General features: G+C 52.2%; 15 protein-coding genes and 1 tRNA gene. 6 read left to right on the forward strand and 10 right to left on the reverse strand.

Features of this window, described 5'->3' with window-relative positions:
• Positions 1 to 4 precede the first annotated feature (4 nt).
• The 5 genes from CFELI_RS04800 to putP form a co-directional block, all read right to left on the reverse strand.
• Positions 5 to 1477, reverse strand: a complete 1473-nt coding sequence (locus tag CFELI_RS04800; protein ID WP_277105562.1) for an SLC13 family permease — start codon at positions 1475 to 1477, stop codon at positions 5 to 7.
• A 2-nt stretch (positions 1478 to 1479) separates the two neighbouring features.
• Entirely contained in the window at positions 1480 to 2217 is a 738-nt protein-coding gene (locus CFELI_RS04805) for a hypothetical protein (protein WP_277105544.1), read from the reverse strand.
• A 371-nt stretch (positions 2218 to 2588) separates the two neighbouring features.
• Entirely contained in the window at positions 2589 to 3077 is a 489-nt protein-coding gene (locus CFELI_RS04810; RefSeq protein ID WP_277105543.1) for a DUF2269 domain-containing protein, read from the reverse strand.
• A gap of 59 nt (positions 3078 to 3136) precedes the next feature.
• Positions 3137 to 3757, reverse strand: a complete 621-nt coding sequence (locus CFELI_RS04815; protein WP_277105542.1) for an HNH endonuclease family protein — start codon at positions 3755 to 3757, stop codon at positions 3137 to 3139.
• A gap of 466 nt (positions 3758 to 4223) precedes the next feature.
• The gene (gene putP / locus CFELI_RS04820; protein WP_277105541.1) at positions 4224 to 5735 is read right to left on the reverse strand and encodes a sodium/proline symporter PutP; all 1512 of its coding nucleotides are present in this window, start codon (positions 5733 to 5735) and stop codon (positions 4224 to 4226) included.
• Between the two features lie 819 nt (positions 5736 to 6554).
• Between putP and CFELI_RS04825 the strand changes: the two genes are divergently transcribed.
• The 6 genes from CFELI_RS04825 to CFELI_RS04850 all read left to right on the forward strand — a co-directional run bounded on the left by CFELI_RS04825 (position 6555) and on the right by CFELI_RS04850 (position 15487).
• A complete protein-coding gene (locus CFELI_RS04825) occupies positions 6555 to 9758 on the forward strand; it encodes a DEAD/DEAH box helicase (RefSeq protein WP_277105540.1) in 3204 nt (1067 codons plus the stop codon).
• A gap of 13 nt (positions 9759 to 9771) precedes the next feature.
• Positions 9772 to 10584 carry an SWIM zinc finger family protein gene (locus tag CFELI_RS04830; protein WP_277105539.1) on the forward strand — a complete coding sequence of 271 codons (813 nt, stop codon included), beginning with the start codon at positions 9772 to 9774 and terminating at the stop codon, positions 10582 to 10584.
• Between the two features lie 106 nt (positions 10585 to 10690).
• The gene (locus tag CFELI_RS04835; RefSeq protein ID WP_277105538.1) at positions 10691 to 11875 is read left to right on the forward strand and encodes a metallophosphoesterase family protein; all 1185 of its coding nucleotides are present in this window, start codon (positions 10691 to 10693) and stop codon (positions 11873 to 11875) included.
• A gap of 21 nt (positions 11876 to 11896) precedes the next feature.
• On the forward strand, positions 11897 to 14479 hold the full coding sequence (locus CFELI_RS04840) for an AAA family ATPase (protein ID WP_277105537.1): 2583 nt from the start codon (positions 11897 to 11899) through the stop codon (positions 14477 to 14479).
• A 209-nt stretch (positions 14480 to 14688) separates the two neighbouring features.
• Positions 14689 to 15156, forward strand: a complete 468-nt coding sequence (locus tag CFELI_RS04845) for a MarR family winged helix-turn-helix transcriptional regulator (protein ID WP_277105536.1) — start codon at positions 14689 to 14691, stop codon at positions 15154 to 15156.
• A gap of 127 nt (positions 15157 to 15283) precedes the next feature.
• Complete coding sequence (locus CFELI_RS04850; RefSeq protein ID WP_277105535.1) at positions 15284 to 15487, forward strand: PspC domain-containing protein; 204 nt, start codon at positions 15284 to 15286, stop codon at positions 15485 to 15487.
• Positions 15488 to 16712: 1225 nt separating this feature from the next.
• Here the strand turns inward: CFELI_RS04850 and CFELI_RS04855 are convergent.
• The 5 genes from CFELI_RS04855 to CFELI_RS04875 form a co-directional block, all read right to left on the reverse strand.
• Positions 16713 to 16785, reverse strand: a tRNA-Arg gene (locus CFELI_RS04855).
• A gap of 92 nt (positions 16786 to 16877) precedes the next feature.
• Entirely contained in the window at positions 16878 to 17510 is a 633-nt protein-coding gene (locus tag CFELI_RS04860) for a LutC/YkgG family protein (RefSeq protein ID WP_277105534.1), read from the reverse strand.
• 2 nt (positions 17511 to 17512) lie between these two features.
• Positions 17513 to 19051, reverse strand: a complete 1539-nt coding sequence (locus CFELI_RS04865) for a LutB/LldF family L-lactate oxidation iron-sulfur protein (protein ID WP_277105533.1) — start codon at positions 19049 to 19051, stop codon at positions 17513 to 17515.
• Entirely contained in the window at positions 19048 to 19833 is a 786-nt protein-coding gene (locus CFELI_RS04870) for a (Fe-S)-binding protein (protein ID WP_277105532.1), read from the reverse strand. The genes CFELI_RS04865 and CFELI_RS04870 overlap by 4 nt, the downstream gene beginning before the upstream one ends.
• Positions 19834 to 20495: 662 nt before the next feature.
• The gene (locus CFELI_RS04875) at positions 20496 to 22166 is read right to left on the reverse strand and encodes an L-lactate permease (protein WP_277105531.1); all 1671 of its coding nucleotides are present in this window, start codon (positions 22164 to 22166) and stop codon (positions 20496 to 20498) included.
• Positions 22167 to 22272 lie beyond the last annotated feature (106 nt).

The following is a 22272-nucleotide window of genomic DNA, read 5'->3' on the forward strand; positions in this document are numbered from 1 at the left end:
TTGTCTATGGAGTCAAATGCAGTCCCATCAATGGCCAGATCCAGAATGCGAAAAGTGCGATCGTCGCGATATGGAAGGGAAACAATATGAAGGAAATTCGCATGAGTTGGCTTTGCGTGAAGCTGGGGAATTCCTCGTTGTTTTCTGAATAAAAGATGACCAGAGGTTTAGCTGAACTTGGTAGCGTGTGACAAAAACCTGAAGCTGCAGTGGAAATAAATGCCACCGCTACTGGGTTAAGTTCAAGCGGCAAAGCCAATGAAATAACGATCGGAATTAACACTGCGCTGCGTGCAGACCGCGACTGGATGAGTAGATGCGCCGCTGAAGAGATGGCAATCACTGCAAGAATAAACGCCCATTGAGCGGCTGATCCGGTAGGCAATCGGCCAAAAATCGCATGAGCCATAATTTCAGCAGCACCAGATTCTTTCAATGCGTGTGAAATAGCGACGGTAGCTGTCATGAACAGCAACAGAGACCAGGGAACTTTTTTGATTGCCTCATTCAGCTCGACTGCTCCGAAACGCGGAGAAGTAATCAGCAGCGCACAGATAACCGCAACCAAAGCGGGAGGGATTTGGTGCAGGGATTCACTCAACCACAGGGCTATTGCAATGCCGAGTACGATTAATGTGCGGCTTTCCTGCAATGACCTTGCAGGTTGTGGAGGAAAATCATACTCGCTGATTGAAAGTGTGCTTTTCCGTTGCTTCCTGTTCGATGTCGCTAGATATATTACTTCAGCTGAGATATGGCTTGCGACGATTGCCAGTGGTAAACCGTAAAGCATCCATTGCGTAAAAGTAATGGTTCCGAAACCAGATTCTTCGAGGATCTGCGCGGTGATTAAGTGAGCACCAGCACCAATAAAGCTCGCCACCGCCGATAGTAGAACTACACTAGGCAAAACAATAGACAAGGTTACGATCAGCCAGTTATGGGTATTTTTCAATACTGGGACAATCGCCAAGAAGACTGGAAGAATTAGTGCAGCACGCCCTGAGGTAGCAGGAATCATAAAGGCTGTACACACGATTGCAAGAGTGAGTAAATGTACCAGAGCTCGAGGGCTTTTAACTCCAGAACACAGCCATGCTGTAGCACGAGGAGCCAAACCGGTTTTCGTAACTGCTGCTGCGATTACGAATGCCCCAATGAGAAGCCAAGTTGTTTCGTCACCTAGGGGTTGGAAGAACTTATCTACATTGATGATTCCTAAAATAACCAAAAGACAAGCAGCGCCTAAGGCTACATAAGTGTCTGGAACTTTTGAAAAAACCCACAAGAATACAGCAGCTACGAATACCGCTAGTGTTAGTCGCGCGGCACCATCTAAGGCACTTGGTGCCCAAAGTAATGCGGCTACGCACACGATTCCGATGATCGTGATGAAGATGGATTTGGGTTGAGGTCGCTTCGGAGTTGGTAATTGCGGAAATTCTGGTTGTGAGGATGAGGCAGGTGTTATTAACATCGTCACAAGAATTCACCTCCATTTTTTGCTCTAATTCGTGCACGTTCGAGGGCTACATCAACTACTGCGGCCAGATCTTGTGTTTCCAATCCACTGATGCTGTCCACATCAAGTCGTGAATCGTCCCTATCGGCTTCGATGATGGCCTGGCGTAGCTGCGCAAGCGGGTGGAAAAACTGACCAGAGATTATCCAAGCCAAGAATCCACAAATCGCAACTCCGACGAGACCTATAGCTAGGACGATGCCAAGAACATAATGGATTTGCTGAACTTGTTTATCGATGAACTGAGCTACGACGAGGCTGGCGGAGTCCAACTCGATTTTGGCCCAGTGGATGTCACCATAGAGAGGATCTTGAGCAACTCCTGTTGCGCCGTCTAAAGAAGCAACTAATCCGGGGCTAAGAGGGTTCGGAGCGTTTTTTAACCCGACGATTTTTCCGTGAATAATTCCTACAAGTGCCTGGTTATCATCAGGAATCTGTTTGCTGAGATACCGTGGAAGGAGTTCGGCCGCGACAGAGGGATCAAGTGTTTCAGTACTATCGATTCCCTCTGCAGCTGCAACGAATGCTTGAAATTCTGAAATTTCTTGCGCAATTTCTCGATGGGCCTCTTCGTTAATGGATACCATCAAGAGGCTGCGTGCGGTTAGAAGCCCCGCTACTAGTGATAGTCCGGCGGCTACCATACACCACAGAGCCATGCGTTTGCGTAATGAGGCTTGAGTGCTCTGCATGATTAAAGCTTCCTTTCAACGTTGAGACCCAGAGGATTAGTGGTGTACCCCACCCACATGCTGAGAGTTACCTTGGGAAGGTAGTACGCAATCGCATGTGGTTGGGGGCCGCCTTGACCGTGTGGCCAACTCTTTGGCGACACTGTCCATCTTCGTTGCTTGCAGTGAAGCTATTATGAAACCCGTATGAAACTTTCTTCATTCATAGGTTTTCTTGGGTAAAAATGGTGGTTGTGTGGTGTTTTTGCACTTGAGAAAAGCTTGAGAAAAGCACAACAAACCCTACCCCATTTAAGGGGTAGGGTTTGTTGTCGAATGTATCTATCGGCTGTTGGATATGTAGTTTGAACCTGCCCTAGCTTTGGTCGAAACTAAAATGCGCCGGTGATGCGAGGCAGCATCATCAAAATGGCGACAATGACCCACAGTAGGGAGAAGATGCCACCGAACATCGACAGCTGGCTTTTCGCCTTTGCCCAATCGGCAACAGTGAACTCGCCTTCAGCTTGCTCATCGGCAGGCAGCAACTTCAGCGCGCCCATCATCTGCTTTTGCTTCGGGGAAATAACAAAGAGCAGCAGACCCCACGCGATGATCGACAGCGCAATCGAGGCGTGGAAGCGACCATCCGACCAGAAATCGCCGGTGAACATGACAGCAAACCCTAGCAGTGGGACAAGCAGTGACAACATGCCGTAGGTTTGGGTGGTCTTATGAAGAACCTGCATGGCACCCATTGCCTTCTCGTCGCCATCTTTTGCCTTCAGTGCCTGTACCTGGAAGGTGGAGACTGCAACGGTGATGGGGCCAAGGAACAAAACGGCGGCAAGGATATGCAGCAAAACAATGATAGAACCCACGATTTTCAACGCTCTCTTTCACATCAGTGGGATAAAAATTAAAAAACCAATCTCTTACCCTATCCCACGCAGCGTGCTTTGCGCATGACCGCCACATCCTTCTTGGGGAGCGGGAGCTGGTATTTTAGGCAAATATCAACCAAACGGTTGAAATATTCGCAATGGATTTTCGTATTCTCCGGCACCCAACGGGAGGGTAGATGATCGGATTTTTTCTGGTTTGCTGCTTTGGATACTGCAACGAGGTTTAGTGGGTCGTTGGCGAATTCTATTCTGCGTTGCCTACTCCATGAGTGCGCCCCGAGATCCCAGGCGGCACGCAGGGGGAAGATGTGGTCAACTTCGATGGGTTCATCGGTGCTGATTTCTTTCCCCGTGTAGGGGTCGATGCCTGCAAGTGGCTGGTCAGGGTCGTAGCAACTCCCGCCACCGAATTGTTGCGCCAATGCTTGTCGGCGCGTGTCACAGCTTCCCGCTAATGTTACGTCCCAGCCGTTGCCAAACTGCTCACGTTCATAACCTAAGATGCGCACCCGTTGTTCAACCGTGGGGACTGCGTCAAGGTTTTTCGGCGCGAATCCAAAGGGAATCTCAAGCACAATCAGCACAACCGTGACGCTGATCAGTACAACAGGAACGAGTGGGACGGTGGGTTCGTAGCGAATCGGTGAAAGTCTCATACTGTATAAGACTGAAAAATCAGCCCGTGCGTTCCCACTGATTTTGCGTCGACTCGGCTCGTTTCCATGCGCTGTGCCACAAGAGCAACGCTCCTGTGTGTGCTCCACGTGGTGCGGGGATACTCTCTGGGAAATATTGATTCGACATAGAGAAAGTGCTACAGGTAAAACCGCAGGTGAATTTTTGGCAACTGTGCTGAAAGTCGAATCAGTATTTTTGAATCAATACCTACACATTAATAGGCAGGCTATTTTTCCTCCTCCTCCTCCTGATCACATGGCTGTAGTGGACATCGCGGTGTTGAAGAGACTATATTCCTGCGTGTTATTGAGCATGGTTGCTCGGCCTAAACCCCTCGAAAACCCCACGTGTTCTCGCTGGGGCCGATGCTGGCGACGTCGATAAGCAAAAGTCTGCTGCAGCAAGCACAAGAAAAACCCCGCCGAAGCGGGGTCAATGTGGAAATTAAGAAGCTTTCTGCGCTACTGAGGCAAACTCTTGCTGAATGCGATCGTCCGGCTCCTTCGTCATCAGCGAGACCACAACAGTAACAACGGTTGAGACAATCACACCAGGGACCATCTCGTAAATCAGATCGCCCAATGAGGTTGAACCCCACACAAACACAGTGACCGCACCGGTGACCATGCCCGCCAAAGCGCCACTGGCATTCAAACGCTTCCAGTACAAACTCAGTAGTACAAGCGGGCCAAACGCGGCACCGAAACCAGCCCACGCAAAACCAACCAAACCAAGAATTGAATCAGAAGGATTGATCGACAACACGCCAGCAATCACAGCAACCGCAACCACCGCAGTACGCGACAAGTTAATCAAAATCCGCTCACTCGGCTTGCTCTTAGCAAAAACCATATAAATATCTTCGATCAACGAGGTTGAAGACACCAGCAGCTGCGACGAAATTGTCGACATAATTGCAGCCAACACCGCAGTCAGAATCAAACCGCCAATCAGTGGATGGAACAACACGCGACCCATATCCAAGAAGATCGTCTCAAACGACTTTTGATCCACAATCGAAATATCAGGATTCTGCCCAAAGAACGCCGTACCAACAATCGCCACAAAAGTAGCACCGGCAATCGAGAACATCATCCAACCAATACCGATGAACCTACCTGTACGAGCATCTTTCGCCGAACGCAAAGCCATGAAACGCACAATGATATGAGGCTGACCGAAATAGCCCAAACCCCACGCCATATTGCCAATAATCGCAGCAGCCGACACCCCAGTGATCATCGAGAAATACCCAGGATTACCCTCACCAGAAGTATAAGGACCATAATCATTGCTCGTCGCCCACGTCCAGATCGACGAAGGATCATCCAAATACAGCAACGCCATCACAGGAACCACAATCAACGACGCAAACATAATCGTGCCCTGCACAGCATCCGTATAGGCCACAGCCAAGAAACCACCAATAAAGGTGTACATCACGGTAATGCCCGCCACGATCAACATGCCGTCAAGATAATCCCCACCAAACGTCGATTCGAAATAGCGGCCACCAGCCACCATGCCCGAGGAGACATAGAAGGTAAAGAAAACCACAATAATGATTGCCGACACCATGCGCAGCGCACGAGACTTATCACCCAAACGGTTCTCAAAGAACGACGGAATAGTCACCGAATCATTCGCAACCTCAGTATAGGAACGTAAACGCGGAGCAACCCATTTCCAGTTCGCCCACGCACCCGCCACCAAACCGACAGCAATCCATAACTCAGACATGCCAGTGACAAACAACGCGCCGGGCAAGCCCATTAACAGCCAGCCGGACATATCAGAAGCACCCGCCGACATTGCAGCCACAAAGGGATTCAACCCACGGCCAGCAAGAACGTAATCGTCATACTGATTCGTCTGGCGGTAACTCCAGTAACCGATCGCGAGCATAGTGCCCATATAGATAATGATGGCCAAGATGTACCATGTATGGTCCGACATGGATTCCATCCACCTCCTTAAAAGGTTGAGAAGTAAAAGTTGTGCACGAAAATCGCGCGAAGAAAGAAAGCCTACCGTTGGATGCTTTGGGCCTTCGATCACCGGCGTCGACTAGCAAAAACAGGCAATGCAAATCAGGCACAGTGCACTACAAGTGAGAAACAAGGCATGTGGGAAAACAGAAAAATCTCCCCGCAGGCACAAGGTGGTTGCAGAAAAGGGCCGCCACGAACTGGCTGTAAGAACACGCGCTTCCCGCTGAGTTCACACGTGCCGCATCACACTGGGGTTAAAATTTGAGAAAAGGTGAGGGTATTTCCGTAATCTTTCGCGCATCCAAGGGTAGCGCCCGAGGTAGGGAAAATGCATAATGTGCATAAAAGTGCATGAAATATTGCGGCTGTGGATGTGTGAAATAAAACGGTGTTGATCAGCAAAAATGCTCGCAGGGTTAGGGTCTGCTATTCAATTATTGTGGTGTATCTTACAGAGATGAGATCATGCTATGGGGCAAAATGGGGAAAATATGAGAAGCTTTTGTGTATCTTGACAGCTAACGCTTGGGGAAACAGGGGGAGAAGGGGGTAGTGTTTATGCTGCAGATTCTGGGCGGGGAATGTTTATGGTCATGCAAAGGGGGCGCTGTCGGCGGCAGTGTTACTGCAGGGCAAAAAAGGGTGGTGAGCGATAGGTTGGGGTGAAGATGGGTGAGGGAAATGCTTATATGCAGGATCTTTAGCTACACTTGGTGAAGTATTGGAAAAATTGTTCGAAGCATAAGTGCTGGGTGTGTAAGGGGCGTTTGGTAGAACTATGTACATGAATACCCACTTGCTTCACGGACTGTGGCTGAAGAACTCGGGCCTTCACTTGTGGATCGAGCAAGTGGACGGGCACAAAATAGTCACCCCAGACTCAGTAGCGCCCGACGTGTTCCCGCCAGCAATCGATGCACTCATCCGGGGCAAAAACTTTCGCCACAGCGTCAACACCACCCTTGTCACCCCGAAGGGAAGGGAAGTTAAGCTGCACATTCCCACGCTTGCCTTCGCACCGGAGCAGGCAGTGCGCGTGCTCAGCCACGTCGCGCTCATCAATGAGCTGAGCGCAACCCCAACCCAGCTGGCCAATCTCGCACCTGATCTTAAATGGCTGGCGCACATGTACCGCGGGCTGGTGGAGTTCGTCAAAGCTGGGCGGTTGACCATTAAACTCAACTATTTCGACAACCAGTGGTACCCCACCTGGCAGCTGGCCAGCGGGTTGGGTGAACGCGGATGGCTTGCGCAGATGACACACGCCGCCCCAGGGGTGCTGACCGCCAACGGCGGAACGAATGTTGCTGAAGACATGGCTGAAGAGCTCCCGCACTGGATTGCCAATTCCTTGCTCAGACCACTGTTTGAACAACCGCGTGCCACTGAATGGCACGAGTTTAGTCATGCCCTGCTCAGTTCAGCACCGTTGCGTCGTGGCAGTGCGGCGTTGGTGGGGGCGTTGAATAAGTGGAAAGATTCAATTACTGCTGTCGATATCAAATTGGTGATTAAGGTTGAAGAACCCGACCGGCTGAAAGCAGATGTCCCCACCCGGGTGATCGATAGCCGCATCAATAATCAACCAGACGATGTGCTCAGTGCTGAGGATGTGCTGTGGCCGGTGCGCGTTCAGGTGCAAAGTGGCATTGATGCCCCTGTTCCGGTCCGGATGAAAGATTACGATTCCACCACGCGTTTTCGGGTCAATGGGATTCGGCGCGAAGCAATGTTCATTTCGCGCTTCTTAAGCAACGATTACAGCGCCGGTGTTCGGGCGGCGGTGCCGAGTGCTATCGATGGTGATTTTGATGTCTTCCTTACTATTGACGAACTGCTTGAGTTCATTAATGATAATGTGGCGCGGTTGCGCAATGCTGGCATTGTTGTGCTTTTGCCCAAAGCGTGGAGTACTCAAGAAGCCAAAGCACGAGTCAATGTGTCCGTTCCCACTGAAGATACGGGTGTGAGCAGGGTCGGCTTTGACTCCATTGTTGATTTTGACTGGCGCATTTCGCTTGGCGACGTCGAACTGACCGAAGAGGAAATGCGAGCGCTGGTCAACTCCTCATCGACGCTGATTCAGCTTCGTGGCAACTGGGTGATTGCCGACCCCGACTCGTTGAGAAATGTCAAAGCATATGTGGCGAAATTTGCTGGTACTCAACGCAAGAACATTGAGCAAGAAATCAAGCGTCTTTCAACGCTGAAGGAACTATCGAAGTCGCCAGCCGACCAAGAGTACTTAGCGCAACGCATCGCAGCTCTTTCCGCCACCCTTGACCAGCCTGAGGATTTAAGCGGGCGCTTGAGCCTAGCTGAATTACGCCAGCTTGCCTTGGAATCCTCACCCACTGAGCCACTTGAATTCCGTGGCCCAAAGTGGCAACTAGCCGTGTTAGGCCAGGGGAATCAGCCGGAGTTTCCAGCACCCCAGCCAGTTGACATCCCATCGACTGTGCATGCGAGGCTACGCGAGTACCAGCATCGTGGCGTGGATTGGATGTATTGGATGTCCACCCAGCATATTGGCGGGATTTTGGCCGATGATATGGGCTTAGGTAAAACTTTGCAGTTGCTGGCTTTGCATGCTGTGGAGAAGCAAGAAGCGGAACAACAAGACGCCGAAGTCAGCATTGACGTGCCAGATCTTCGCGCGCTTGGCGGTGAACAATCCGATGGTATTACCTCGCCAGCGTATGGTCCTTCGCTGGTGGTGGCGCCGACCTCAGTGGTGGGTAACTGGGCGAAGGAAGCGAAGAAGTTTGTTCCTTCGCTCAAGGTGCTGGTGCATCATGGGGCAGGGCGGATTAGCAGTACTGAGCGTTTAGCGGAGTTTGCCGAATACGATCTGGTGGTCACATCTTATGGCACAGCAACGAGGGATTTTCCGCTACTTTCCCAGGTGTTTTGGCAGCGAGTGAGTCTGGATGAGGCGCAGCATATTAAAAATTCCTCCACGCAGGTGGCGCGTGCGGTTCGTTCTTTGGTGTCGAAGCACAGGATCGCGCTGACCGGTACCCCGGTGGAGAATAGGTTGTTGGAGCTTCGGGCGATTTTGGATTTTTGTAATCCTGGCATGTTGGGGTCGGTGTCGTTTTTCCGCAATCACTTTGCTAAGCCTATTGAGGTAACTCAAGACGAAGTGGTGATGGAGAAGCTGAAAGAGCTGACCCAGCCGTTTATTTTGCGCAGGTTGAAGTCTGATCCGGCTATTGTTTCGGATTTGCCGGAGAAGCAGGAGCAGATTGTCACCGTGGAGATGACGCAGGAGCAAACCGCACTGTATCAGGCTTATGTGAATGAACTGCGCCAGGCGATTGAATCCCGGCAGGGCATGAAGCGTAAAGGTTTGATCTTAAGTTCGCTGACAAAGATTAAGCAGATTTGTAACCACCCCGCGCATTTTCTTGGTGATGGTTCCGCGATCACCATTAAAGGTAAGCACCGTTCCGGCAAGGTCCAGGAGTTGATGTCGATCATTGATCTCGCCCGAGCTAGTGGCGAGAAGGTGCTGATTTTTACCCAGTACAAAGCGTTTGGTGATCTTTTATTGCCTCACCTTGAGGCTGTGTATGGCTGCGATATTCCGTTTTTGCATGGGCAGGTGTCGAAGTCGGCGCGTGATCGGATGGTGGATGTTTTCCAGTCAGCAGACGGCCCACCGGCAATGGTGTTGAGTTTGAAGGCCGGCGGTACGGGTTTGAATCTCACCGCGGCCAATATTGTGGTGCATGTGGATCGGTGGTGGAACCCGGCAGTGGAAAACCAAGCCACGGACCGTGCCTATCGCATTGGTCAAGACCGAGATGTCAAGGTGTACAAGTTGATTACGGCCGGTACGTTGGAGGAGAAGATCCACCACATTATTACCGGCAAGTCGATTCTGGCTAACACGATGGTCACACAGGGCGAAGGGTGGATCACGGAGTTGAGCGATCAGCAGCTCAGTGAACTGTTAGAGTACACGCGCATGGATGAAAACTAGGAGGTAGGCACTGATGACGCCACGGAAAAGAGTCCGCGACGATAACGTTATTTACGCAAACTTCCGAGCCAAGCAGCGCGTAGCTTCCCAAGAGGAAGTAGAAAAGCCTGCACAGCCGATACTGCCTCGTTCGACTCGTCAAGCACCCGGCGTGTTATTGCTGCGCAGGTTGATTGAGGAGCGTAGTGAATCTGGTCGGCTTGCCCGCGGCCGGATCTATGCGCGTGGAAAGCACGTGGAAAACGTCAGTTTCAAAAATGGTGTGATCAGTGCAGAGGTGCAAGGTTCCCAGAACCTACCATTCGAGGTGTCCTTGATTTTTCCGCACCGAGACAAAGATGATGAGAAAACCTTTATTAGCCAACTGCTGGCGAACCCGAATGGTCTGAGTAATCTCCGCGCGGGTGAGATCGATCCGCTACCGCTGCAGTTTCTGCTCGCATCTGGCGCGTTTGATTACCGCAGTAGGTGCAGCTGCCCAGATAAAACAGACGTATGTAAACACGCCGTGGCCACCGCTTTTAGTGCCATGGAGATGATCGCTGCCGATCCGGAATTGCTGCTGCGCCTTCGGGGGTTGAACTTTGATGAGGTCGATCGCCTAGCCCAGGAGTTGCTGAAAGAAAAGGTCGGCATTAATCCGCAAGAGTTTTGGGATGGCGGGCAACTTCCCACTATTCCGAGCATGAAATCGCATGCAGTGTTGGACGATTCCGACACCACGCTGCTGTATCAGGCGATGCGGATGATCAGTTACGGACCCGTCGATGAGCTACGGGCGGTTTCCGATTTGGAGGATCTCTTCGACTATCTGCTCAATTCTTAAAAAGCTTGTGCACAGGTGAACAACACGAAGACCATGCGATGCTTATAGGGAGGAAAACCATACTCTGAGCATCGGTGGTGTAGGGAAAGAAAAGGGAGACAAACTCGTGGTTGAGGATACTTTCACTCAGGTGAGAAGAACACACGTGCGTTTCGTGCATACCTCGGATCTGCAAATCGGGATGACTCGGTGGTTTCTCTCCGCTGAGGCGCAGCCACGCTTTGAAGCAGCCCGCAAAGATGTCATCGCCCGCATCGGGCACGTTGCCGTAGACAATGAGTGTGAGTTCATCGTGATCGCCGGCGACGTATTTGAACACAACAGCATTCACGCGCGGGTGCGTGACCGAGCCATTGAAGCGCTCGCACAACTGCCTGTCCCCGTCGTTTTACTGCCGGGCAACCACGATCCGCTGACTGCGGACAGCGTGTTCTTCCACACACAAGCACACGAGAACATTCATGTGATCGACAGCTTCGAGGAGCGTGAGCTTATCGACGGCGTGAGCATCGTCGGCGCACCCTACAAGGCGAAAAGCGCCCAAACCGACCTCGTTGCCCACGCTCTTGCACCCCTAGAGCCCACAAACACAATCCGCATCGCAATCGGACACGGCCAAGTACATTCCCGCGGTAACGCCGACAAACTCGACCTCATTGACCTTGCGCTCGTGGAATCAAAAATCTCAGACGGCAGCATCGACTATCTCGCATTAGGGGATACCCACTCCGCCGAACCCGTCGGCTCCACCGGCCGCGTCTGGTTTTCCGGCGCACCCGAACCGACCGATTTCTACGAGTACCCCTCGGGGACGGGCGAACATAACGCAGGCAAGGTGCTCATTGTCGACGTCGACAAGCAACCCCAGTCAACCGCTGAATCAGCCCAGACCACGGTCACAGTCACCGAAAAAGAAGTCGGCACCTGGACATTTAGCGCCCCTACCTTCGAAATCAACAACTCAGATGAACTCGCCGACTTCTTCACCTACCTCGATAACCACCCCAACAAAGACCGCTGCGTGATCAAATACGCACTCACCGGCCGCATCGACATCGACACCATGCGCCAACTCGAAGAAGGCCTAGCCAACCGCGAACTACTCTTTGCAGCACTCTACCCCCGCGAACGCCTCATGGACCTCGACATCGAACCCAGCGACGACGATATCGCCACCCTCAACCTGCACGGATTCGCCAGCGACAGCTTCGACGAACTACGCGCCATGAACACCCCCGAAGCCACCGACGCCCTCAAACTCCTGTTCAGACTCAACGCCAAAACCCACTAACACCGACGAGACGGAAAAACGATGCGCATCCACGAAATCGAAATTTTCCACTTCCGTGGAATCACCCACCTCACACTCACCGACCTACCCACCAACGGGCTGATTGTCATCTCCGGACCCAACGAAGCCGGCAAATCCACCATCCTCGAAGCAATCGACACCGCCCTTAACACCAAATCAACCTCCAAAGCCAGCCACATCAAAGAAATCAAATCCCTCAACCACGATGAACCGCCCAGAGTAAAACTGCGCATCGAACTCGCCGGACACATCATCGAACTCGACAAGCAATACCTCAAAAGCCCCAAAACACTCATCACCATCGACAACCGCACCTACAGCGGCGAAGAAGCAGAAAAACAACTCGCACAACTGAAAACAGAACACATCGACGACGCCCTCTACGCAGCCATGTTCAACCGGCAAGACAACATGCTCCACGACCTTGCACTTGCCGAAATCCAACCGCTTGAACAAGTGCTACGCAGCCACACCAGCACAAACACCCACGCGGAGATCGATACACCCAACACCGGCAACAGCCTCATCGACGCCGCGCTTAAAGAAAAACTCACCTACTTCACCAAAAACAACCGCCCCACCGGCATACTCAAAGAAGCCGAAGAACGCCTCAACACTGCCCACGAACAGGAACGCACCTGCCTAGAAGCACTCAACCAACTCGAAAACTACGTCACTGAACACACACGCATCGAAAAACAACGCGACCTCGCCCGCACACGCCTGCCCGAATTACGCCACGGACTCGACAACTACCGCAGCGAACTGAGCGAAATCACCGAACTCGAAACCACACTCACCACCGCCACCAACACCTACGAAAAAGCTGAACTCGCACTCACACACGCCCGCACCGAACACACGCGCCGGGTCGAGAAAGAAAAAGAAATCGAGCGCCTGCGCATTCAAGTTGCCAGCCATGAAGCTGAACTCGAACCAGCCTTAGAAAAAGTTGAAGCCGAAAAACGCGCACGCAAGAGAGTCGTAGACACCCGCAACGAAGCAATCGCGCACGCAAAAGCTGCCCGCGAAACCCTCACCGCACTGAAAAATGAGCAACGTGCAGCGCAGGCAACACATCGACTCGCCGAAAACCGGGCACTGATCAAGGCCATCGACGAGCTCGAAAACGAAGCAGAACCTCTACGCGCTCGCAAACCGCTAGCGAAAAAACACTACGCCCGCCTGGAAGCAGCTTTCGAAAAGCTTAAGGAAGTGCGCATCAAAGTCAGCGTCCAAGCAACCACCCTTGCGCTTTATGCCGATGATGCAACCACAATCACGCTCAACGGCAGTGCTCAGCACATCGACGCTGAGCCGTATGAGCTTCCTATCACCAGCGAAACGTCAATCGTTATCGGGAAGGTGACAGCACGAATCACCCCTGGAGCGGGCCTGGGTCTTCACGAACTGGAGAAAGCTGAAGATGAGTGGGAGAAACTGTGCACTGAGCTCGATGTTGACGATCTTGAACACGCCAAGCAGCGTGTCGACGCCGAATCCCAGCTCGCCCGCATCAACGACCACATCAAAGCCTTGCTGAAGTCACGCACGCGAAGCGAGATCGAGGAAGAAATCGCCCGCGATGCAAGTGAAGCTTGTGAGGCAAGCGGACGCAGCCTCGATGAGATTAACGCGGAGATCGCAGCAGCTGAAGAAACACTCACTCACGCTGAAACACAACGTGATGAGCTTGATCGTGAACTGGAAACATTCGAGCAATCCCCAGCACAGATCAAAGTATTGCAACTTCAAGACGCACTGGGGACCAGCCGCGCAATCCTTGATCGGGAAACACTAAGTCTGCATGAGGAAGAAAAAGCGCTCAGCAGCACCCAACTGGAAGAGAATCTTCTCCACGCCACAGCAGCATTCACACAAGCACGCAGCACACGTGAAGAAATCCAGCGTTGCGTGGACACTCTAGATCCGGAGCATAAACGCAAGCTCGTTGAGGTTGCGGAGGCGAAAGTGAAGAACTGTGAAGCAGAAATTCGCTCAGCGGAACGCGAGCTCGACCGCATGGCTGGATACATTGAACAAGCCACAGGCGTGGCTGCCGACTATGATCGAGCCCGCAATGAGCGCACAGAGGCGCAGCGTCGCTACGAGGTGCTCAGCGCCCGCGCCCGCGCAGCAGCGCTGCTCTACGATGTTTTAGCCAAGCACCAACGCCATGCTAGGGAACGCTACGCGGAACCGTTCATGCACAAACTTCAGATGCTTGGGCGTGTGGTCTTTGGCAAAGATGTGTCTTTTGAATTGAGCGAAAATTTACAGGTGCTCGCTCGGACACAGCAGGGGGTGCGGGTTTCTAAGAAGAATCTTTCGGGCGGTGCCCAAGAGCAAGTGGAGATCCTTATTCGACTGGCTGTGTCGAGTTTGGTGGCTGAGCATGGTTTGCCAGTTTTCTTTGATGATGTGTTGGGTTCAACTGATGATGAGCGCCTTGATTCCATGGCCGCAGTCTTCAACTCCCTTTCTAAGAAACAGCAAATATTTGTCTTAACGTGTGCCCCAGTTCGCTATCAGGGAGTGGGGGTAAGTCGGGAGTATTTCATTAAGGATCTTCAAAGAATGTGATGCAGGTTATTTTATACATGCAAGTAGCTACGGGTTTCCATGATCTATGCGATAGAGATTTTCAATAGCATGTCGATATTAATGTAAAATTAATTATATTAAGCCATTTTCCTTTTTATTGAAAAAGATACCTATCTAAATTTCTCCGCAACGCCCCAAGGCTGTGCGAGAGCTTTAAAAATCATTTCCTGCACGTTATTATGTCTTTTATGACTACACCCCGTTGGTTAAATGATGACGAACAGAAGTTTTGGCGCTTAATGCTAAACGCTGTTCGAAAAGTACAACACTATAACGAGCGTGTGCTGCAGATCGAACACAACCTAACCAGTAGTGAATTTGCGGTTCTGGTGAGCTTGTCGGAGGCTGAGAACGAAGAAATGCGCCTCCGCGATCTGTGTGCCGCGCTCGACTGGGACCGCTCACGGACCTCCCACCAGGTCACGCGCATGGAGAAGCGAGGTTTAGTTGAAAAACGCCGCTACGCAGGAGATGCACGCGGCATCCTGATCGACCTGACAGATGAAGGAAAACGACGCCTTATCGAAGCAGCGCCAAGCCACGTGGAATCCGTGCGTGAGCTGGTCTTTGACACCATCACCCCAGAGCTTCAGGGCCCAGTGACGGAATATCTGGAAAACATTATGCGCAAGGATATAGGCGCGACCTCCTGCTAGGCTTCCTAAGGAAAGATCAGGGTCTTATTCAGGGGATTCCCCGATGCTCTGCCATGTCAACCTCGGCCATGATGGAAGAAGTGGGAAGAGATCCCATTGTTTCTTACTTTTCTAGGAGGGCCCTGACATGGAAAACAACACTACGCCGATGATTCGTCGCGAACTTCGCCGTTCAAGCACTCAACAGTGGTTTGGCGGTGTGTTATCCGGAGTGGCGGAAACGTACGGCTGGAACGTGACTTTACTGCGCGTTTTGTTCATCTGTTCGATCTTTTTGCCTGGCCCACAGGTAATCGCATACCTAGCGGCTTGGTTGATCATGCCGCGCTAACAGCGTGCAGAAGTGCACCGTTGGGGTGTATAAGAGTAAATGCCCATCCTTCAGTGAAGGGTGGGTTTTTTGCGGAGGCGAGATGAGGGGGTGGGGGATTGGGGAAGTGTCTGTGCAGCCAGTTTGAGCTTAACTTCTCAGTGCGGGGGTGATAGGGGGTAGGGCTTTAAAATTGGCTTTGTTGTTTCATAAACTATTTTCGAAGAGTAGCGCTGTGGTTAGGGTTGGTAAAAGAATCGTGCGTTGATGGGGCGTGCGTGAGCAATTATTGTTCGTAACTTTTCGTTTGCATTTGTTTTTTGCATCACCTATTTTCAATAAGTGATATGCTAGTCACTCGTGCGGCTAAATTTACACTAGAAAATCTGTTTAAAACAATTGGCCAACGTGGCAGGTTTTTATTAGGAACCTTATAGGACTTTTAGGTATTCATTATTTGCGATTTACGCCGGTCGCATTGCCGGAATGTATATTGAAGCGTATTACTTATTCCAATTTAGTTTGTATATGTTAAGTCTCTTATGTATTTCTATGGCGTGTTCTTCACTCATTACGAGACCAAAGTTGCAGGTCATATTGTTTTTCGATTGTGGTGTTTTTGTGGGTGATATATGCTGAATATCCCGTTGTGATACACCTTCCTAGGCGGAAGCTTTGCGATATGGCTATATATCACCAGTGGGTCAGTAGCCTGTCACGGACTCCTTTGCGGGCGACTGGGCGGAAACCGTCAAGGTGCGCTGTTGGCGACGTCGTCACGCACTCTGTTAGCGCCGTGGAGCTCTATCCTTGCTTGTAGATAGCCCTCGTGCAGCCTGCCAGGGAGCGCACCTGCGTTGATTGTGAGGGGCATGGGCCAGAATAGGGGCGTGACGGGCGTGGGGGGATTGATGGGTGGTGCATCAAGCTAAGTTCTGTGCCCTAGGAGTTCCGTGTGCGTATGGGACGTGGGAGATGCTCGTGTGTGCCGATGCGACGCTATGAGAGCTCGTTTTGCCGACAGTACGCCTCGTGGGGCGAAACAGTATGTGCATGGGAAAGGATGAGCATGTGGCTGCGTGAGGTTTGTGGTGAATGCTGAAGCAATCAACAGCGGAGCTTAGGGGGCAGAGCATTGCGACAATGCGTACTAACGCCATTCGTGAGCATAAGCAAAACCCCCAACCTTCACTACGATCCCTTCAAGGGGAAAGTGAAAGTTGGGGGAGTGTGAAAAACCAAAAAGTGCCCTCGACAGGATTCGAACCTGCGACCTTTGGTACCGGAAACCAATGCTCTATCCACTGAGCTACGAGGGCTAACAGCTTTGTAATTCTAGCACCATACGTGCAGAAATCACAAAGCGAGAGGGAGTCTCACACAACGAAGCGGAGACCCCCACAGCGAAGACTTAATCCACGATCACACAGATCAATGTACGAGGACCATGAACGCCCTCAACACGATTAAGCTCAATATCCGACGTAGCCGAAGGACCTGAAATCATCGTCACCGGGCGCGTACGACCCAAACGGCCGATCATCTCCGGCACACCATAAACAACATTGTCCATACGCACAATCACCACGTGGCAATCTGGCACCAACGTCAACGCGCGGCGACCACAAAGCTCATTCGACTCCAAGCAAATAGTGCCAGTCTGAGCCGAAGACACATGAGAATCGGTCACCACAGCATCCACATCGTTCAACGTACGTGGATCCACAGAATGATCATCCGCGGTAGCCGTGCCTGCAAAATCAGCGAACAAAGCAGGATCTAGACCCTCAGCGAAACGAATCTCCTGTGCGCCCCGCTCCTTCAAAATCTCAGCCAACGTTGCAGGCAAAGACTTCTCATCAGACTCACGAACAATCGCCTTATAATCGAGCAGGCGATCAATCAAGATCTCCTTCAGCTGCTCACGCGAATACTTCGAAGTCTCGTCCAGATTGTACTCACGAACAATCTCAACGTCCTCAGGCATGTTCGACAGAACGTGAGCATTACGAATGCGTGACAAAATCTCAGATTTAGCATCCATGATTACTTCTCCTTCTGCTCACTGAGCTTATTTAGCGGAAGACCCTGCTCACGAGCCTCAGCCAACAACGCCTGAGCCTCAGGGGACTCAAACCACTGGCGGAAAGACTTCTTCGCAGGAACCGCAGTGTCACGAATATTCGTCCAACCGGACAAGAACGAAGGCAAATGCGTAATCTTGCCATCGAAACCGCCCAAAACGCGACCCATGAACACCAAACGAGTAGCGGTATTCCACAAAGCAGCAGAACCCCACGTCAACTTCATAGCACCCATCAGGCCAGCCTCAATTTTCGGCTTATGGGCAGAGACTTTCTTATGGCGCAGCTCAATAAGATTCTCAACAATAGGAATCTTCACAGGGCAGACCTCATTACAGCGACCACACAACGAAGAAGCGTAAGGCAAGTAGCCATTCGGATCGTGAGAATCATCAATACCAGTCAGCTGAGGAGTCAAAATCGCACCAATAGGACCAGGATAGGTCGAACCATACGCATGGCCACCGGCACGCTCATAGACAGGGCAGACATTCAAACACGCCGAACAACGGATGCACTTCAAAGCCTCACGGCCCAACTCGTCAGCCATGGCAGCAGTACGGCCATTATCCACCAACACCACGTGGAAGTTCTTCGGGCCATCGCCCTCAGTCACACCGGACCACAAAGAGGTATAAGGATTCATGCGCTCACCGGTAGAAGAGCGAGGCAGAAGCTGCAAGAACGTCTCATAATCGCGGAACGTCGGCAAAATCTTCTCAATACCCATCACCGAAATCAGCGTTTCAGGCAGGGTCAAGCACATACGGCCGTTGCCTTCAGACTCCACAATGGTGACGTGGCCAGTCTCAGCAATACCAAAGTTGGCGCCCGAAATAGCGACCTTGGCCTCCATGAACTGCTGACGCAAGTACACACGAGCAGCCTCAGCCAACTCGGCAGGCTCCGAGGTGATCGACTCGTCAATGTGATCCATCTTGTTCAAGAAGATACGACGAATTTCAGCACGGTTGCGGTGAATAGCAGGAACCAGAATGTGCGAAGGCTTATCCTCACCCAGCTGAACAATAAGCTCAGCCAAGTCAGTTTCCTGCGCAAAAATCCCAGCTTCTTCCAGCTGCTCATTCAGCGCAATTTCCTGGGTTGCCATCGACTTGATCTTCACTACCCGCTTTTCGCCAGTAGCCTGCACAAGTTCGGTGATAATCTTGCCAGCCTCAACGGCGTCGCGAGCCCAGTGCACATGGCCACCACGAGCAGTAACCTGCGCCTCGAACTGCTCCAGCAGCTCAGGAAGGTGAGCCATCACATGGCGCTTGGTGGTCGAACCAGCCTCACGCAACGCCTCCCAGTCATCAATCTCATCAATGACAGCTTGGCGCTTGTTGCGAATAGTGGTGGTGGCCTTGGTCAGGTTACGACGCTGGGTCACATTGTTCAGGCCGTCGTGAGCGTTCTTCGGGAAGGAACGATCACCGCGCAAGTTCGAAAGATCCGAGGCGCGAGGCGGCATGGTTGGGGTTCCGAGTGAAACGCTCACAGCATTGCCTCCTTCGAGTAAGCAGCCGAGGTAGGCGACCAAGGGTGCTCCTTGGTGGACGCCAGAATCTCAGCAATATGGACAGCGCGGATACCCACATGCTGGCGAGACAAAGAACCTGCAATGTTCATCAGGCAGGAAGAATCGCCACCAGTGACATACTCAGCGCCAGTAACTTCAATGTTGCGGCACTTATCCGACACCATAGCCGCAGAAGTCTCAGCATTCTTCAACGAGAACGTTCCACCAAAACCACAGCACTCTTCCTTGTTAGGAAGTTCCAGCAGCTCCAGGCCTTCCACGTTCTTCAGCAAACGGTAAGGGCGGTCGCCCAGCTTCAAAAAGCGCAAACCGTGGCAAGAAGGGTGGTAGGTGACCTTATGGGGGAAGAACGCACCCACATTCTCGACACCAGCCACATCAATCAAGAATTCAGGCAAGTCAAGAGTTTTCTTCGCACAGGTGGCAGCGCCATCAGCAAGTGCGGCGGAACCATAACGCTTCGCCACATGCTCATGCTGCTCACGGACTGCGCCGACGCACGAACCGGAAGGGGAGACAACATAATCGATCGAAGGATCATTGAATGCGTCGACATAATTCTTAATCTGGCCGACGGCTTCCTTCTGATAGCCAGTGTTCACGTGCATCTGACCGCAACAAGTCTGTGACTTCGGGAAGACTACCTCGTAGCCCAGCCGAGACAGAATAAGCGCGGTTGCTTTGTTTGCATCGGGGAACATCGTGTCACCGATGCAGGTCGAGAAGAGCGCAACTCTCATCTGCTTTAGCTCCTTGATTAAAATTTTAAGGAATTTGTGTCTTTTAGCTTTACGACGACCAGCCCATTGCCACTCATAAGAAGCGCGACATGATAAACCAAAAAGGTTCAAACATGGGAAGGCGGACAGCGATGTGGAAAAGATATACATCCAATGTACCCGAAAAAGTCGGTAAAAGCCTAGTGAATAAGGAAGCAAATTCACCCCACAAGCTGCGCCGATATAGGTAACACTAGTGTTACGTAAATAGGAAAAATCCCGAATGTTCCACAATGTGGGGCAATGTTGGTTCATGGTTGTTTCATGGACGTCTATCTGAGACGCCGAAAATGCGGGGGTATCCAAAAGGCTGGTTGGCGGGTAATGGGTATCACTTTCTTCGCCTCTTGTGAGGGTGAGGCGGGAATTTGAGCTGCTGTGCGCTAGCTGAGTGCGCCGTCGCGCAATGAAGTTTCCTCGGCTTTTCGACGTCTATTTGAGCGCCGGATGCTTGACGACGTCGTCTTTACGCTCGTGTGAACTGTCGAGCTTCAAGGTATGGCGATGGGGGTAGAAGAAAACGGGCCCACCCTCGCGTATCCGTGAAAGGAAACGGGAGGGTGGGCCCGGATTTTAGCCACGTGATCTGCGACTGTTATCAGTGCGCGTGGCCTGTGTGGTGTTTAGTGAACCACAGGAGCCATGAAGCTCAAGATGTTGGTCTGCAGGTAAACGAGAGCACAGACAACGAGCAGCAAGCCGAAGGACCAGGCAACTACAGCCTTGAAGATGTCGGACTCGCGACCTTCCATGGAAACAGCGGTTGCTGCAATAGCGAGCGACTGTGGGGAGATCATCTTGCCCACAACACCACCAGTGGTGTTGGCGGCCAGCATCAGGTCAGGGTTCAGCCCTGCGTGCTCAGCTGCGGTGACCTGCATCTTGCCGAACAGTGCGTTTGCGGAAGTATCGGAGCCGGTCACGGCGGTGCCCACCCAGCCTAGGGTTGGTGCCAAGAATGCGTAGATAGCGCCAAGCGATGCAACGTACTGACCAATTGCAATGGTCTGGCCGGAGTAGTTCATGACATAAGCCAGGCCCAGAACCAGCATGATGGTGACAGCAGACCAGCGCATGCGGTACCACACGGAGCCGAACTCCTGGGCAACCTGGCCGAAGGTCAGCGAGTATTTGCCATTCTCGTTGAAGACAGCGTAAGCAATAGCGACGATGATGCCGGAGATCAGCAGCAAAGAACCTGGGTTGTGGATCAGGAAGAAGGTGTAGCCGGACTTTACTGGCTCGCCAGAGGCGGTGACCAGACGCTCAGACAGCAGTGGCCATGCGAAGGAAACCTTCAGGGTCTTCAGCAAAGCTGGGATGGTGGAGCCGAGGTTGGCAATACCGAAAATGACGGTCACAACAGCATACGGCATCAGGGCCATCCAGACGCGACGGGCAGGCAGCTCCTCGGAGGTGGCTGCAGGTGGCAGATCCATGCGCTGACGCATCTCTTCGATGCCACGTGGGGTCCAGAAGCGCAGGAAGACGAATGCAACGCCCAAAGACGCGATACACGCGACGACATCGGTGAGCTGGTAGGCGAAGAAGTTCGAGGTTGCCCACTGAGCAACAGCGAAGGAAATGCCGATGATGAACGCTGGGATCCATGCTTCCTTCAGGCCCTTTGTGCCGTCAAGGATCAACAGGAGAATAGCAGGAACGAACACGGCGATCAGTGGTGCCTGGTGGCCGACGATAGCGGCGATGTTGAGGGTTTGCTCCAAGCTACGGCCGGAAACCTCACCAGCGGTGGTAATTGGAATAGCCACGGCACCGAAGGCGACAGGTGCGGTGTTCGCCAGAAGAACCACGGTTGCAGCCTTCAGTGGTTTGACGCCCAGTGCCAGAATCATGGTTGCGGTGATGGCCACTGGGGCGCCGAAGCCGGCGAGTGCTTCGAGCAAGCCACCGAAGCAGAAAGCGATGAGGATTGCCTGGATGCGCACGTCGCCGTCGCCAAGCTTGTCAAAGGTGCGGCGCAGATCTTCGAAACGGCCGGAAGCAACGGTGATCTGGTAGAACCAGATCGCCATCACGATCACCCATACGATAGGGAATAGGCCGAACAGGCCACCGCGAAGAGCGGAAGCGATAGCCAGATCGGTGGGCATGTTGAAGCCGAAAATGGCGACGAGGATTGCCGCAAGCGTCGCTACCGCCGCAGAGGTGTGCGCGCGGGCTTTGACGCCGATGAGCATGATGAAGAACGCCAACAGTGGGATGGTTGCTACCAAGGCGGAAAGGCCAAGGCTGCCACCCACTGCGTCGGTCACAGCGGTAAAGGTGTTCACTGCAACTCCTTTGAGTGTTGTGGTTGGTTTATATGGAACGTGCAAATTAGTCGGTGGCCCTGATTTTTGGCGCACCTATAAAGAAGCCCTTTAACTTGATTCCGAA

Origin of the sequence: Corynebacterium felinum (genome assembly GCF_030408755.1) — a bacterium.
GTDB lineage: Bacteria > Actinomycetota > Actinomycetes > Mycobacteriales > Mycobacteriaceae > Corynebacterium > Corynebacterium felinum.

Bases quoted from the DNA above. Each gene is read 5' to 3' on its own strand.
- CFELI_RS04805 (WP_277105544.1), bottom strand. From the start codon at position 2,217: ATGCAGAGCACTCAAGCCTCATTACGCAAACGCATGGCTCTGTGGTGT.
- CFELI_RS04825 (WP_277105540.1), top strand. From the start codon at position 6,555: ATGAATACCCACTTGCTTCACGGACTGTGGCTGAAGAACTCGGGCCTT.
- CFELI_RS04845 (WP_277105536.1), top strand. From the start codon at position 14,689: ATGACTACACCCCGTTGGTTAAATGATGACGAACAGAAGTTTTGGCGC.
- CFELI_RS04840 (WP_277105537.1), top strand. From the start codon at position 11,897: ATGCGCATCCACGAAATCGAAATTTTCCACTTCCGTGGAATCACCCAC.
- putP (WP_277105541.1), bottom strand. From the start codon at position 5,735: ATGTCGGACCATACATGGTACATCTTGGCCATCATTATCTATATGGGC.
- CFELI_RS04870 (WP_277105532.1), bottom strand. From the start codon at position 19,833: ATGAGAGTTGCGCTCTTCTCGACCTGCATCGGTGACACGATGTTCCCC.
- CFELI_RS04860 (WP_277105534.1), bottom strand. From the start codon at position 17,510: ATGGATGCTAAATCTGAGATTTTGTCACGCATTCGTAATGCTCACGTT.
- CFELI_RS04830 (WP_277105539.1), top strand. From the start codon at position 9,772: ATGACGCCACGGAAAAGAGTCCGCGACGATAACGTTATTTACGCAAAC.
- CFELI_RS04800 (WP_277105562.1), bottom strand. From the start codon at position 1,477: ATGTTAATAACACCTGCCTCATCCTCACAACCAGAATTTCCGCAATTA.
- CFELI_RS04815 (WP_277105542.1), bottom strand. From the start codon at position 3,757: ATGAGACTTTCACCGATTCGCTACGAACCCACCGTCCCACTCGTTCCT.
- CFELI_RS04850 (WP_277105535.1), top strand. From the start codon at position 15,284: ATGGAAAACAACACTACGCCGATGATTCGTCGCGAACTTCGCCGTTCA.